Raw genomic sequence first — 11,597 nt, forward strand, 5'->3', positions numbered from 1 at the left:
GTAAGCGTTCATTCCAAGACGTCCTGCCACCTCGCTGAAATTCGCCCTACAGTAACCTCACATTTTCCAACACGAGGTTACCCCCATGAGAAAGCACCGCACGTCAGAACAGTGGCAGTCCCTGGTCAATCAACAACGTGATAGTGGTCTGTCAGCACCGCAGTTTTGCAAACGGGAGAGTATCGGTTACGCCAGTTTCTGCAACTGGCGTAAGCGCCTTTCTGACCCGTCGACGGATGAGTCATCAGGTTCCGGTGAAGCCGGTTTTCTCGATCTCTCGTCGTTGATGGGCAACTCTCCATCCTCCGGCCCAACCTGGAACATTGTGCTCAGCCTGGGCAACGGTGTGGAGTTGCGGCTGAGCCAGAACGGATGATCGGGCTCGATAGCCAGGCCCGGATCTGGCTGTGCACCGAGCCCACCGATATGCGCAAGTCGTTCCGGGGCTTGAGCGCTCTGGTCCGGAATCAGCTAAAACACGATCCACTCAGTGGCCAGTATTTCGTCTTCGTTAATCGACGTAAAACCCAGATGAAGATGCTGTACTTTACGGCCACTGGATATTGCCTGTGGGCCAAGCGCCTGGAGCAGGGACAGTTCCGGGTGCCGTTGTCCGCCTCCGGTCAGCGAGCCCTGACCCTGACGGATCTGCAGCTGCTGATTGACGGCATTGAGGTGCAAAAATACCGTCAATTCAAGCGTTTTCGAGGGGTATAAACTGTGCGGTTCCGGTATAATATCAGCCATGAATTCAACGGCTTCCACTCCTCATTCCAACGCAACTTCTGACTCGGCTCTGGCCGAGGAGAATGCGTTGTTGCGGGCGCAGCTGGATGCCCAAACGGAAGCGATTCGGCAGCTGACCCATCAACTGGACTGGTTCAAAAAGCAGCTGTTCGGCCCCAAATCCGAGAAGCAGGTCTATGACCTACCGGGGCAGGATGACCTGTTCCAGCCGGAGGACGCCCCCACGCCGGAGAAGCCTGCTGATGAAGAAAAACGCATCATTAAGGCCTACCAGCGCGGCACCGGCAAAAAGCAGCGGGACGACGACTGTCTGAACGACACCGGCCTGCGCTTTACCGCCGATGTGCCGGTGGACGTCATTGAACACCTGCCACCAGAACTGACCGGCCCAGAGGCCGACCAGTACGAAGTGATCGGCAGCAAGACCACCTACCGGCTTGCCCAGCGGGCTTCCAGCTATGTGGTGCTCAAGTGCGAACGTCCGGTGTTCCGTCGTAAGGGAACCGAGAAGCCGATGACAACTCCGGCTCCGTTCAATGTGCTGGACAATAGCCTGGCCGATGTCAGTCTGCTGGCCGGGTTGCTGGTAGACAAGTTCCAGTTCCATCTGCCGCTGTATCGTCAGCATCAGCGTATTCAGCAAGCGGGTATTACCGTGAGCCGCAGTACCCTTACGAATCTGGTTAAGCGTACCATCGACCTGCTTCGGCCCATTGTGGATGCACAGACCGACAGCGTCTTGCGCAGCCGGGTGCTGGCCATGGACGAAACGCCCATCAAGGCCGGCCACCAGGGCCGGGCAGGCCCGCAAAAAGGCAGGATGAAAACCGGCTGGTTCTGGCCGCTGTACGGCGATGCCGACGAAGTGGTGTTCACCTACTCGAACAGCCGCGGGCGTGCCCACATCGAAGACGTCCTCAGCGAATCGTTCAGCGGCACTCTGATCAGTGACGGTTACGCGGCTTATGCCCGCTATGCCGCCGCTCAAAAAGATATTATCCACGCCCAATGCTGGGTGCACAGCCGCCGTTACTTTATCGAAGCGCAGAAGGATCATCCGGAGAAGGTCTCCGACGCACTGCAACAGATCGCGAAGTTATACCGGAATGAAGAGGCCATCAAAACTCAGGGGCTGACGGGTGAGAAGAAACGCCAGTACCGGCTGGATCACTCGAGGCCGGTGGTCAGCGGCTTCTTCCAGTGGTGTCGGGATCAGTTGGAACAAGGTGGCTTGGTGCCCAGCGATCCACTGACCAAGGCCCTGAACTACGTGCTGAGCCGCGAAGCCAGCCTGACCGTGTTCCTGGAAGACCCCGACGTACAGCCAGACACCAACCACCTGGAACGGGCCTTGCGGCCCATCCCAATGGGCAAGAAAAACTGGATGTTCTGCTGGACTGAATTGGGTGCGGAACATCTGGGGATCATCCAGAGCCTGATCAGCACCTGCAAGCTGCACGATATTAACCCCTACACTTATCTGGTGGACGTGCTGCAGCGAATCAGCCAGCATCCGGCCAGTGAAGTCAGCGACCTGACGCCCCGACTCTGGAAAACTCGATTCGCAGAGAACCCATTACGGGCACTAATCGAACCACGCCATCCTGATCGACAGAGCAAACAACCGGAGGTTAGCGTCCGTGCGCATTGACGACATGAGCATCGAGCAGTTGCTGGAACTGAACCAGATCATCTGCCAGCGCATTGATGAACTGCGGGATCGGGAAAATCTGCAGGCACTGAGTCAGTTGCGGGTTGGCCTGAAGGTGACCTTCGAGGGCCGGGAAGGTCCGGTGTTTGGGATCGTCACCAAGATTAACCGCAAGAGTGTGATCGTGCTGGGCGATGATGGCAGGACGCAGTACAAGGTCTCGCCAGAGTTACTACGGCCACTTCGTGATGTGAAGAAAAAGTAGGTCAACTACGTCGTGGAATGAACGCTTACGTTCAAGAACCTCTCTGCTATCAAGTCAGGCCAGCGGACGCGCTAACGCCCGCCGCTGCCTTCTGCATTAAATGGAAAGAGTGTGGATTATGAACGCGTACTCTGTCACAGCGTCACATAAGCTCTGTATTTCGGCTGACAGCTCGGGAGTTATGTAGATGCCTAAGCCATTGCTGATGCTGCTTGGAATTATCTCGATCGGGGTTGGAGTTTGGGGATTGGTCAGTGGGAAAGTGATTGCAGGCTCTCGAGGCCTGCAATCAAATTTCTACACGAAAGAAGACAGCCCACTCCTGTACTACAGCTTCATCTTTATCTACTTCGCTGTTGGCTTTCTCGTCTTGATGCAAACGTTGTGACAAGTTTGGGATGGCCGTGCTGCCAACATCAAACATCAGCTCTGCGGTTTGATCAGGTACTTCTCCCCAGTCGCCTGTTTGCCATAAACCGCCATCGCATCCAATTTTAAAGCACCCGCCAGAGATACTTCGTGAGTGTAGTGGCTGGCGAAGGTGGTTTTAATCTCGGCGGCTATGCGTTTGCGCATGGCAATGGCGGTTTCCTTGCTCAGTTTTCCTAATGCATTAAACAGTAAAAAGCCGTTCACACCCCAGGCAAAACCAAAGTTACGGTTTATCGTGATGGGGCCGCGATCAAGCCCACCATAGATATAGACCTGTTTATAAATGTCAGTTCCATACACGCTGTACTCGGTGCTGTTGCGAGACACGGCAGCTTCCATGCAGGTGAGAATGTCACTGGCCAATTTACCGCCACCAATAGGGTCGAACGCGATGGTCGCGCCGGTTACGATCAGTGCTTGGGTCAGGTCTGCCATAAAGCTGTCACTACTGGAGTTAACCACGTATTTGGCACCCAATTCGCGCAGCAATGTTTCCTGTTCTGGCTTGCGGACGATATTCACCAGGTCGATGCCGTCGGCGATGCAGATGCGGTTGAGCATTTGCCCGAGGTTAGAGGCGGCGGCAGCGTGAACGATGGCCTTGTGACCTTCAGCACGCATGGTTTCGACCATGGTTAATGCCGTCAGCGGGTTCACAAAGCTTGAAGCGCCTTCGGCTGCCGTCGTACCCGGCTCTAGTTCCAGACAGCTTTGCACCTTGGCACAGAGATATTGGCGGTAGCTACCACCGCCAATGAACGCAACGGTTTTGCCCATCAAGCTTTGCGCCGCGGCAGATGAGCCTGCAGCTACAACTGTCCCCGCCCCTTCGTTGCCTACAGGTATAGCCTTGCCAACCCGCTTTTTAACGGCACCCATGAATTTGGCCGGCACATCGGCACGGATGACGGGGCAATCGGCGCTGCCGGATTGGCTGGCCGTCGTCATGTCCGCTGCGCTGAACATCACTCCCAGATCAGACGGGTTTATAGGGGCGGCTTCGATTCGGATGACTACTTCGTTTTCGCCGGGCTGGGGAATCTCGATCTCGCGAAGGGCAAGTTCCAGTTTGTTATCTTCGGTAATGGTGGAAATAAGTTCGATGTTGGAGTCCGACATTTTTTTCTCCTAAAAAGAGGCAGGTTGTCTGTCACTTTGCTGAACTGTTTGATCGTAGCGGAAAACTAGTGTCAGATTAGCACTTCACCAAAGGGATTGCGGCCAACAAGCGGCATTCGTGTTTTGTGAAGGAGGCACCTAACAATGGTATCAGGCAGTACAGGAAATCTATCGAATGCTACCCGTTGAAACGATTTCAATCTTTCTGGCTGCTTCCATAGCTCTCGCTCTTACACCAGGCCCGGACAACATCTTTGTTCTCACACAATCTGCATTGCACGGCCGAAAAGCGGGCATTTTGATTACTCTAGGCTTGTGCACCGGGCTTTTAGTGCATACTGCGGCGGTTTCTCTGGGTGTTTCTGCCATTTTTCAAACATCAGCGCTGGCTTTTAATATTCTGAAAATAGCGGGGGCTGTGTATTTGCTTTACCTAGCATTTCTAGCCTTCCGGGCAGGCACTGCAACCTTAGAGCAGACAGGAAACGAAAATCTGGTTTGGCAGAGGCTCTACTCTCGCGGGATCATAATGAATCTTACCAACCCTAAGGTGGCGATATTTTTCTTGGCGTTCCTTCCACAGTTTTCCGACCCTTCCAGAGGCTCAATAACCACTCAAATGCTGATATTCGGCGGTTTGTTTATAGGATCAACCATATTGGTCTTCGGCGCAGTGGCATGGTTTGCAGGTTTTATCGGTGAACGGTTAAAAGGCTCTGCCAAAGCTCAAATCATTATGAACCGCATCGCCGGAACGGTATTTGCCGGCTTGGCTCTCAGGCTCGCGGTAAGCGAACGTTAAACCTGAAACAGGATCCTCCACAACCAAGTTGACAACACCGAGGTTTCCCATGAAAACAATAGGTCTAATTGGTGGAATGAGCTGGGAGTCAACTCAGACTTATTACCGCCTGATCAACCAACGAGTAAGAGATGAACTCGGAGGCCTCCATTCGGCAAAGCTTGTTCTCAACAGCGTGGATTTCGCGGAGATTGAGGCGCTGCAGCACCAAGGGGATTGGCAAGCAACAGGCGAGATACTGGGATCAGTCGCCCAGTCGGTTGAATCGGCAGGCGCAGAATTTTTGGTTCTCTGTACGAACACCATGCATAAAGTCGCTCCCCAAATTGAACGTTCAGTGAACATCCCCCTACTCCACATCGCAGATGCCACGGCCAACGTGCTCAAAAAAGATGGGGTAGCCTGTGTAGGACTGTTAGGAACACGATTTACGATGGAGCAGACGTTTTACCTTGGGCGTCTTCAGGACCATGGTATCCAGGTTGTTGTGCCAGATGAGTCTCAAAGAGAGCGTGTTCATTCGGTAATTTACAATGAGTTGTGCCAAGGCGTGATCAAGCCTGATTCAAAAGCCATGTACCTCTATGTTGTCGCATCATTGGCTGAACGCGGTGCGCAGGGAGTAATTTTGGGATGCACGGAGATTGGCCTTTTGATCCAAAGCTCGGATACTGAGGTTAAGTTATACGACACCACAGAAATACATGCCGAGCAGGCGGTTCAGTATGCCTTGGGCAGGATTTAGCCAGAGACTGCCTGTGTATTACAGACCAAGTTATCGCAGATCCGGGCTTTGAGTCTGTTTCCATCATGCCGAAGGAAAACATCAATAACTCAAATTTACTATGAAACAGAAACCGCGATCTCAACCAAATATTGCTACGCAGGAGCCTGTGGTTTTGTTCGATGGGGTGTGTCGACTTTGCGCCGCATGGGCAGGCTTCCTCATTAGGTTCGACAGGAAACGTAGATTTAAATTAGCGACCGTTCAATCACCTGAAGGCCAGGCGATTCTTCGGTCCCACGGTTTCCCGACGGACTACTACGACACCATGCTACTTGCTGAGGGGCCGAATATTTATACCAAATCTGCTGCTTTTTTCAGGGTAATGCGTGAACTGCCATGGCCGTGGCCATTGGCCTGTATTGGTTGGGTTGTGCCATCAGTGATTCGAGACTGGCTATACGACCGAATTGCATTAAACCGCTACAAGCTGTTCGGTCGCTATGATGTTTGTGTCATCCCCAACAAAGATCATGATTCAAGGTTTTTGGGTGAATAGTCCACTTTTAAGTTACGCAATATGCCGGGGCACCATTGCTTTTATCTGGTTTTATCAAGGCTTGATTCCGAAATTGCTTTACCCCCATAAGGATGAGCTGGCAATGAGCATGCCTGTAGGGTTTTCACGCTCTGAGGCAGTTCAGTTGGCCACTGTCGCTGGGGTGTTAGAGATTGCCATGGCCGTTGCTATCTTGATATTTTGGCGGCAGCGCTGGCCAATACTGCTTACATTAGTCGCAATGGTAGGGTTGTTGGCATTCGTAATGCTGGTTCAGCCCATGCTTCTGGGTGGCGCGTTCAACCCTGTAACAACAAATGTTGCTGTGGCCGCGCTTTCAATCGCCAGTTTGCATCTTCTGCAAGTGACCGAGAGATAGTTAACGCTGCACCTCAGTATGCTGCACACCACGCATCAGGATTTTTTAAAAGAAGGAAGCATTATGCAGTGCCCCAAATGTAGAAATATTGATTTGAAGCCTACGAGAATGGAAGAAGGACTTGCCGTTATGGGGTGCCCGGAATGTGAGGGCTCTTTGCTGTCACTGCTCTACTATCGTGATTGGGCGGAGAGGAACCAGCCCATCGGCGAGAGTGAGAAAATTGACACAGATGTCACTGTGGAAAGCGATGCCAAAACCGCTCTTTGTTGTCCAAAGTGCAGCAAAATAATGACCAAATTCTCTATATCGAGCGACCACAAAAACCGTATTGATCTTTGTAGTTTTTGTGATGAAGCATGGCTGGACGACAGTGAATGGAAGCTACTCAAGTCATTAGAGCTTGCCCACAAGCTTCCCAAGGTTTTTACCGACCAGTGGCAAAGGAATGTGCGAGGGGCAAGGATGGAATCCATGAAGGTTGAGCGCCTAAAAAGAATCGTTGATGAAGACGATGCAGCGAAAGCTGTAGAAGTGAGAGACTGGCTTAAAAACCATGAAAAGAAATCAGCCATCGTTCAATTCATAGGCTCGGATTAACACAATCCACATCTGAGCTGCCTGAAGTAGATTCTAAATGCCTGGGACAAGGCTAACTTTCAAGACAAGGAATAAGTGTGAAAAAGTGGATTCTGGCATTGGTTTTATTCAGTGGCTCATGCTTTGCTCAGGAGCCCCAGAAAGCTCCAGAGCTTTGGTCATGGTTTAAAGATCTCGACAAGTCTGCAGCAGCTTGTCAAATTCAGAGCTCATTTACCCTTCAGAAGATTGGCTTGGAAAATCAGGTCGAGAACAAACAAGGCATTTATGGCACCTACAAAGGCAACCGGGTGGTCGTAAAATGTCTGGCTATGGGAGAAGGCAAAAGCAAGGTCTGGGTGGCGGTTGCGGGCAACGATCGAGATGCCGTTGAGTTGGTTCGTAACATGATCGTAAAAGAGATCATTTAGTGGTTTGCACTATGAATATCAGCGCAACATCGGCCAAAAACATGAAACAAAGAGAATAAGATGGCTAAAAAAGACCGGCTCTTGGGGTGGGATGTTTCCCCGTACACCGCGAAAGTACGGAGTTACTTTAACTATAAAAACATTCCCTATGACTACAGACCACCCAACGCTCACACACTGTTCAGAAAGGTGCAGCCTGCGGTTGGCAAAATAATAATGCCCACTGTATTTCGGCCTGATGGCACGGTGCTACAGGATTCAAGCCATATTATCGACGTTTATGAAATGGAAAACCGGCATAAGCCCGTTTTTCCAGAAACGCCAAAGCAAGCCTTTGCCAGCATGTTGGTGGAGCTGTTTGCTGATGAATGGTTACCCATGGCCTCCCTTCACTACCGTTGGAACCACAAGGGTAATTTGACGTTTATCATTGGCGAATTTGGTAAAAATGCACTGCCCTATTTTCCGGGCTTCGTACAGCGCACTGTCGCTAAGAAATTCGCCGGGAAGATGTCAGGCTATTTGCCAATTTTGGGCATCACCAAGAAAATGGAGCCCAAGCTGGAGGTCGCGGTTGAAAGCCTTCTATCCCAGCTGGATCAGCATTTTATGGCCTGCAAGTTCCTGTTAGGTGGCCAACCTACCATTGGAGACTTTGCACTCTACGGCCAACTATACGCCCACCTGCATCGAGACCCTGAACCGGTAGATTTAATTAGAAAATACGATCACCTGTATATCTGGCTAATGGCAATGAATGGGGCATTCGACCAGCCTCTTGAAGACCTTCCCCCAAATGATGAAATACCTGAAACACTGACTCCAATAATGCAGACGATGGCCTCACTGCACGCTCCGCTGTTAGAACAATCTATTGAGGGCGCGAAAGCCTGGGCAGAGAAACATCCTGAAAAAGACCGGATACCACCGCGCTTTGGAGACTCTACGCTAACCATTGAGGGCGAATCCGAGACCCGCTACAACCTGAGCTATCCTTATTGGATGGTGCAGCGAATAAAGCAAAAAGTAGACACAGAGCCTACAGAGCTTAAAGTGTTTATTAAGGAGTTGGGTTTTGACTCCGTATTCTCGGAGCCCCTCCCGGTCAAGGTAGAGTTAAAACGAGCTCGACTGCAGAAAAACTAGAGCCCAGGCTGCCATATAATTTATAGGCGCGGGTTTTCTCGGGATGATAGTGATCTCAATGCAGATCAAAAGTAAGCGTTCATTCCACGACGTAGTTGACCTACTTTTTCTTCACATCACGAAGTGGCCGTAGTAACTCTGGCGAGACCTTGTACTGCGTCCTGCCATCATCGCCCAGCACGATCACACTCTTGCGGTTAATCTTGGTGACGATCCCAAACACCGGACCTTCCCGGCCCTCGAAGGTCACCTTCAGGCCAACCCGCAACTGACTCAGTGCCTGCAGATTTTCCCGATCCCGCAGTTCATCAATGCGCTGGCAGATGATCTGGTTCAGTTCCAGCAACTGCTCGATGCTCATGTCGTCAATGCGCACGGACGCTAACCTCCGGTTGTTTGCTCTGTCGATCAGGATGGCGTGGTTCGATTAGTGCCCGTAATGGGTTCTCTGCGAATCGAGTTTTCCAGAGTCGGGGCGTCAGGTCGCTGACTTCACTGGCCGGATGCTGGCTGATTCGCTGCAGCACGTCCACCAGATAAGTGTAGGGGTTAATATCGTGCAGCTTGCAGGTGCTGATCAGGCTCTGGATGATCCCCAGATGTTCCGCACCCAATTCAGTCCAGCAGAACATCCAGTTTTTCTTGCCCATTGGGATGGGCCGCAAGGCCCGTTCCAGGTGGTTGGTGTCTGGCTGTACGTCGGGGTCTTCCAGGAACACGGTCAGGCTGGCTTCGCGGCTCAGCACGTAGTTCAGGGCCTTGGTCAGTGGATCGCTGGGCACCAAGCCACCTTGTTCCAACTGATCCCGACACCACTGGAAGAAGCCGCTGACCACCGGCCTCGAGTGATCCAGCCGGTACTGGCGTTTCTTCTCACCCGTCAGCCCCTGAGTTTTGATGGCCTCTTCATTCCGGTATAACTTCGCGATCTGTTGCAGTGCGTCGGAGACCTTCTCCGGATGATCCTTCTGCGCTTCGATAAAGTAACGGCGGCTGTGCACCCAGCATTGGGCGTGGATAATATCTTTTTGAGCGGCGGCATAGCGGGCATAAGCCGCGTAACCGTCACTGATCAGAGTGCCGCTGAACGATTCGCTGAGGACGTCTTCGATGTGGGCACGCCCGCGGCTGTTCGAGTAGGTGAACACCACTTCGTCGGCATCGCCGTACAGCGGCCAGAACCAGCCGGTTTTCATCCTGCCTTTTTGCGGGCCTGCCCGGCCCTGGTGGCCGGCCTTGATGGGCGTTTCGTCCATGGCCAGCACCCGGCTGCGCAAGACGCTGTCGGTCTGTGCATCCACAATGGGCCGAAGCAGGTCGATGGTACGCTTAACCAGATTCGTAAGGGTACTGCGGCTCACGGTAATACCCGCTTGCTGAATACGCTGATGCTGACGATACAGCGGCAGATGGAACTGGAACTTGTCTACCAGCAACCCGGCCAGCAGACTGACATCGGCCAGGCTATTGTCCAGCACATTGAACGGAGCCGGAGTTGTCATCGGCTTCTCGGTTCCCTTACGACGGAACACCGGACGTTCGCACTTGAGCACCACATAGCTGGAAGCCCGCTGGGCAAGCCGGTAGGTGGTCTTGCTGCCGATCACTTCGTACTGGTCGGCCTCTGGGCCGGTCAGTTCTGGTGGCAGGTGTTCAATGACGTCCACCGGCACATCGGCGGTAAAGCGCAGGCCGGTGTCGTTCAGACAGTCGTCGTCCCGCTGCTTTTTGCCGGTGCCGCGCTGGTAGGCCTTAATGATGCGTTTTTCTTCATCAGCAGGCTTCTCCGGCGTGGGGGCGTCCTCCGGCTGGAACAGGTCATCCTGCCCCGGTAGGTCATAGACCTGCTTCTCGGATTTGGGGCCGAACAGCTGCTTTTTGAACCAGTCCAGTTGATGGGTCAGCTGCCGAATCGCTTCCGTTTGGGCATCCAGCTGCGCCCGCAACAACGCATTCTCCTCGGCCAGAGCCGAGTCAGAAGTTGCGTTGGAATGAGGAGTGGAAGCCGTTGAATTCATGGCTGATATTATACCGGAACCGCACAGTTTATACCCCTCGAAAACGCTTGAATTGACGGTATTTTTGCACCTCAATGCCGTCAATCAGCAGCTGCAGATCCGTCAGGGTCAGGGCTCGCTGACCGGAGGCGGACAACGGCACCCGGAACTGTCCCTGCTCCAGGCGCTTGGCCCACAGGCAATATCCAGTGGCCGTAAAGTACAGCATCTTCATCTGGGTTTTACGTCGATTAACGAAGACGAAATACTGGCCACTGAGTGGATCGTGTTTTAGCTGATTCCGGACCAGAGCGCTCAAGCCCCGGAACGACTTGCGCATATCGGTGGGCTCGGTGCACAGCCAGATCCGGGCCTGGCTATCGAGCCCGATCATCCGTTCTGGCTCAGCCGCAACTCCACACCGTTGCCCAGGCTGAGCACAATGTTCCAGGTTGGGCCGGAGGATGGAGAGTTGCCCATCAACGACGAGAGATCGAGAAAACCGGCTTCACCGGAACCTGATGACTCATCCGTCGACGGGTCAGAAAGGCGCTTACGCCAGTTGCAGAAACTGGCGTAACCGATACTCTCCCGTTTGCAAAACTGCGGTGCTGACAGACCACTATCACGTTGTTGATTGACCAGGGACTGCCACTGTTCTGACGTGCGGTGCTTTCTCATGGGGGTAACCTCGTGTTGGAAAATGTGAGGTTACTGTAGGGCGAATTTCAGCGAGGTGGCAGGACGTCTTGGAATGAACGCTTAC

17 protein-coding genes are annotated in these 11,597 nt (G+C 52.8%); 12 read left to right on the forward strand and 5 right to left on the reverse strand.

Annotation, left to right across the window (positions count from 1 at the left end; translation table 11 throughout):
- The first annotated feature begins 85 nt into the window (after positions 1-85).
- From MWU62_RS18630 to MWU62_RS18650, 5 genes are all read left to right on the forward strand, one after another.
- Positions 86-376, forward strand: a complete 291-nt coding sequence (locus tag MWU62_RS18630) for an IS66 family insertion sequence element accessory protein TnpB (RefSeq protein ID WP_247115367.1) — start codon at positions 86-88, stop codon at positions 374-376.
- Positions 373-717: an IS66 family insertion sequence element accessory protein TnpB gene (tnpB, locus tag MWU62_RS18635; RefSeq protein ID WP_016915087.1), complete on the forward strand. Its 345-nt coding sequence runs from the start codon at positions 373-375 to the stop codon at positions 715-717. The genes MWU62_RS18630 and tnpB (MWU62_RS18635) overlap by 4 nt, the downstream gene beginning before the upstream one ends.
- Before the next feature lie 28 nt (positions 718-745).
- Entirely contained in the window at positions 746-2,398 is a 1,653-nt protein-coding gene (locus tag MWU62_RS18640; RefSeq protein ID WP_247115368.1) for an IS66 family transposase, read from the forward strand.
- The gene (locus MWU62_RS18645; protein ID WP_247115369.1) at positions 2,388-2,663 is read left to right on the forward strand and encodes a hypothetical protein; all 276 of its coding nucleotides are present in this window, start codon (positions 2,388-2,390) and stop codon (positions 2,661-2,663) included. The genes MWU62_RS18640 and MWU62_RS18645 overlap by 11 nt, the downstream gene beginning before the upstream one ends.
- A gap of 187 nt (positions 2,664-2,850) precedes the next feature.
- A complete protein-coding gene (locus tag MWU62_RS18650; RefSeq protein ID WP_247116240.1) occupies positions 2,851-3,051 on the forward strand; it encodes a hypothetical protein in 201 nt (66 codons plus the stop codon).
- 35 nt (positions 3,052-3,086) lie between these two features.
- Here MWU62_RS18650 and MWU62_RS18655 read toward each other — a convergent pair whose 3' ends face one another.
- The gene (locus MWU62_RS18655) at positions 3,087-4,214 is read right to left on the reverse strand and encodes a zinc-binding dehydrogenase (protein ID WP_247116241.1); all 1,128 of its coding nucleotides are present in this window, start codon (positions 4,212-4,214) and stop codon (positions 3,087-3,089) included.
- Positions 4,215-4,389: 175 nt separating this feature from the next.
- Between MWU62_RS18655 and MWU62_RS18660 the strand changes: the two genes are divergently transcribed.
- The 7 genes from MWU62_RS18660 to MWU62_RS18690 all read left to right on the forward strand — a co-directional run bounded on the left by MWU62_RS18660 (position 4,390) and on the right by MWU62_RS18690 (position 8,834).
- The gene (locus tag MWU62_RS18660) at positions 4,390-5,016 is read left to right on the forward strand and encodes a LysE family translocator (protein WP_247116242.1); all 627 of its coding nucleotides are present in this window, start codon (positions 4,390-4,392) and stop codon (positions 5,014-5,016) included.
- A 49-nt stretch (positions 5,017-5,065) separates the two neighbouring features.
- Positions 5,066-5,761: an aspartate/glutamate racemase family protein gene (locus MWU62_RS18665; RefSeq protein ID WP_247116243.1), complete on the forward strand. Its 696-nt coding sequence runs from the start codon at positions 5,066-5,068 to the stop codon at positions 5,759-5,761.
- A 100-nt stretch (positions 5,762-5,861) separates the two neighbouring features.
- Positions 5,862-6,299 (forward strand): thiol-disulfide oxidoreductase DCC family protein, encoded by a 438-nt coding sequence (locus MWU62_RS18670; RefSeq protein WP_247116244.1) that lies wholly within the window; start codon positions 5,862-5,864, stop codon positions 6,297-6,299.
- Positions 6,292-6,678, forward strand: coding sequence for a DoxX-like family protein (locus MWU62_RS18675; RefSeq protein ID WP_247116245.1), 387 nt, complete (start codon positions 6,292-6,294; stop codon positions 6,676-6,678). The genes MWU62_RS18670 and MWU62_RS18675 overlap by 8 nt, the downstream gene beginning before the upstream one ends.
- 18 nt (positions 6,679-6,696) lie before the next feature.
- Positions 6,697-7,278 carry a zf-TFIIB domain-containing protein gene (locus MWU62_RS18680; RefSeq protein WP_247116246.1) on the forward strand — a complete coding sequence of 194 codons (582 nt, stop codon included), beginning with the start codon at positions 6,697-6,699 and terminating at the stop codon, positions 7,276-7,278.
- Positions 7,279-7,355: 77 nt separating this feature from the next.
- Complete coding sequence (locus MWU62_RS18685; protein WP_247116247.1) at positions 7,356-7,688, forward strand: hypothetical protein; 333 nt, start codon at positions 7,356-7,358, stop codon at positions 7,686-7,688.
- 60 nt (positions 7,689-7,748) lie between these two features.
- Positions 7,749-8,834, forward strand: a complete 1,086-nt coding sequence (locus tag MWU62_RS18690) for a glutathione S-transferase family protein (protein ID WP_247116248.1) — start codon at positions 7,749-7,751, stop codon at positions 8,832-8,834.
- Between the two features lie 100 nt (positions 8,835-8,934).
- Here the strand turns inward: MWU62_RS18690 and MWU62_RS18695 are convergent, their stop codons facing one another.
- From MWU62_RS18695 to MWU62_RS18710, 4 genes are read right to left on the reverse strand one after another with little or no spacing between them, the layout of a single operon-like run.
- A complete protein-coding gene (locus MWU62_RS18695; RefSeq protein ID WP_247115369.1) occupies positions 8,935-9,210 on the reverse strand; it encodes a hypothetical protein in 276 nt (91 codons plus the stop codon).
- Complete coding sequence (locus tag MWU62_RS18700) at positions 9,200-10,852, reverse strand: IS66 family transposase (protein ID WP_247115368.1); 1,653 nt, start codon at positions 10,850-10,852, stop codon at positions 9,200-9,202. The genes MWU62_RS18695 and MWU62_RS18700 overlap by 11 nt, the downstream gene beginning before the upstream one ends.
- A 28-nt stretch (positions 10,853-10,880) precedes the next feature.
- Entirely contained in the window at positions 10,881-11,225 is a 345-nt protein-coding gene (gene tnpB / locus MWU62_RS18705) for an IS66 family insertion sequence element accessory protein TnpB (protein WP_016915087.1), read from the reverse strand.
- The gene (locus MWU62_RS18710; protein WP_247115367.1) at positions 11,222-11,512 is read right to left on the reverse strand and encodes an IS66 family insertion sequence element accessory protein TnpB; all 291 of its coding nucleotides are present in this window, start codon (positions 11,510-11,512) and stop codon (positions 11,222-11,224) included. The genes tnpB (MWU62_RS18705) and MWU62_RS18710 overlap by 4 nt, the downstream gene beginning before the upstream one ends.
- Between the last annotated feature and the right edge of the window lie 85 nt (positions 11,513-11,597).

It is taken from the genome of Marinobacter sp. S6332 (assembly GCF_023016045.1).
In the GTDB taxonomy this organism is placed as follows: domain Bacteria; phylum Pseudomonadota; class Gammaproteobacteria; order Pseudomonadales; family Oleiphilaceae; genus Marinobacter.

Bases quoted from the DNA above. Each gene is read 5' to 3' on its own strand.
- MWU62_RS18630 (WP_247115367.1), top strand. From the start codon at position 86: ATGAGAAAGCACCGCACGTCAGAACAGTGGCAGTCCCTGGTCAATCAA.
- tnpB (WP_016915087.1), top strand. From the start codon at position 373: ATGATCGGGCTCGATAGCCAGGCCCGGATCTGGCTGTGCACCGAGCCC.
- MWU62_RS18640 (WP_247115368.1), top strand. From the start codon at position 746: ATGAATTCAACGGCTTCCACTCCTCATTCCAACGCAACTTCTGACTCG.
- MWU62_RS18650 (WP_247116240.1), top strand. From the start codon at position 2,851: ATGCCTAAGCCATTGCTGATGCTGCTTGGAATTATCTCGATCGGGGTT.
- MWU62_RS18655 (WP_247116241.1), bottom strand. From the start codon at position 4,214: ATGTCGGACTCCAACATCGAACTTATTTCCACCATTACCGAAGATAAC.
- MWU62_RS18660 (WP_247116242.1), top strand. From the start codon at position 4,390: ATGCTACCCGTTGAAACGATTTCAATCTTTCTGGCTGCTTCCATAGCT.
- MWU62_RS18665 (WP_247116243.1), top strand. From the start codon at position 5,066: ATGAAAACAATAGGTCTAATTGGTGGAATGAGCTGGGAGTCAACTCAG.
- MWU62_RS18670 (WP_247116244.1), top strand. From the start codon at position 5,862: ATGAAACAGAAACCGCGATCTCAACCAAATATTGCTACGCAGGAGCCT.
- MWU62_RS18680 (WP_247116246.1), top strand. From the start codon at position 6,697: ATGCTGCACACCACGCATCAGGATTTTTTAAAAGAAGGAAGCATTATG.
- MWU62_RS18690 (WP_247116248.1), top strand. From the start codon at position 7,749: ATGGCTAAAAAAGACCGGCTCTTGGGGTGGGATGTTTCCCCGTACACC.
- MWU62_RS18700 (WP_247115368.1), bottom strand. From the start codon at position 10,852: ATGAATTCAACGGCTTCCACTCCTCATTCCAACGCAACTTCTGACTCG.
- tnpB (WP_016915087.1), bottom strand. From the start codon at position 11,225: ATGATCGGGCTCGATAGCCAGGCCCGGATCTGGCTGTGCACCGAGCCC.
- MWU62_RS18710 (WP_247115367.1), bottom strand. From the start codon at position 11,512: ATGAGAAAGCACCGCACGTCAGAACAGTGGCAGTCCCTGGTCAATCAA.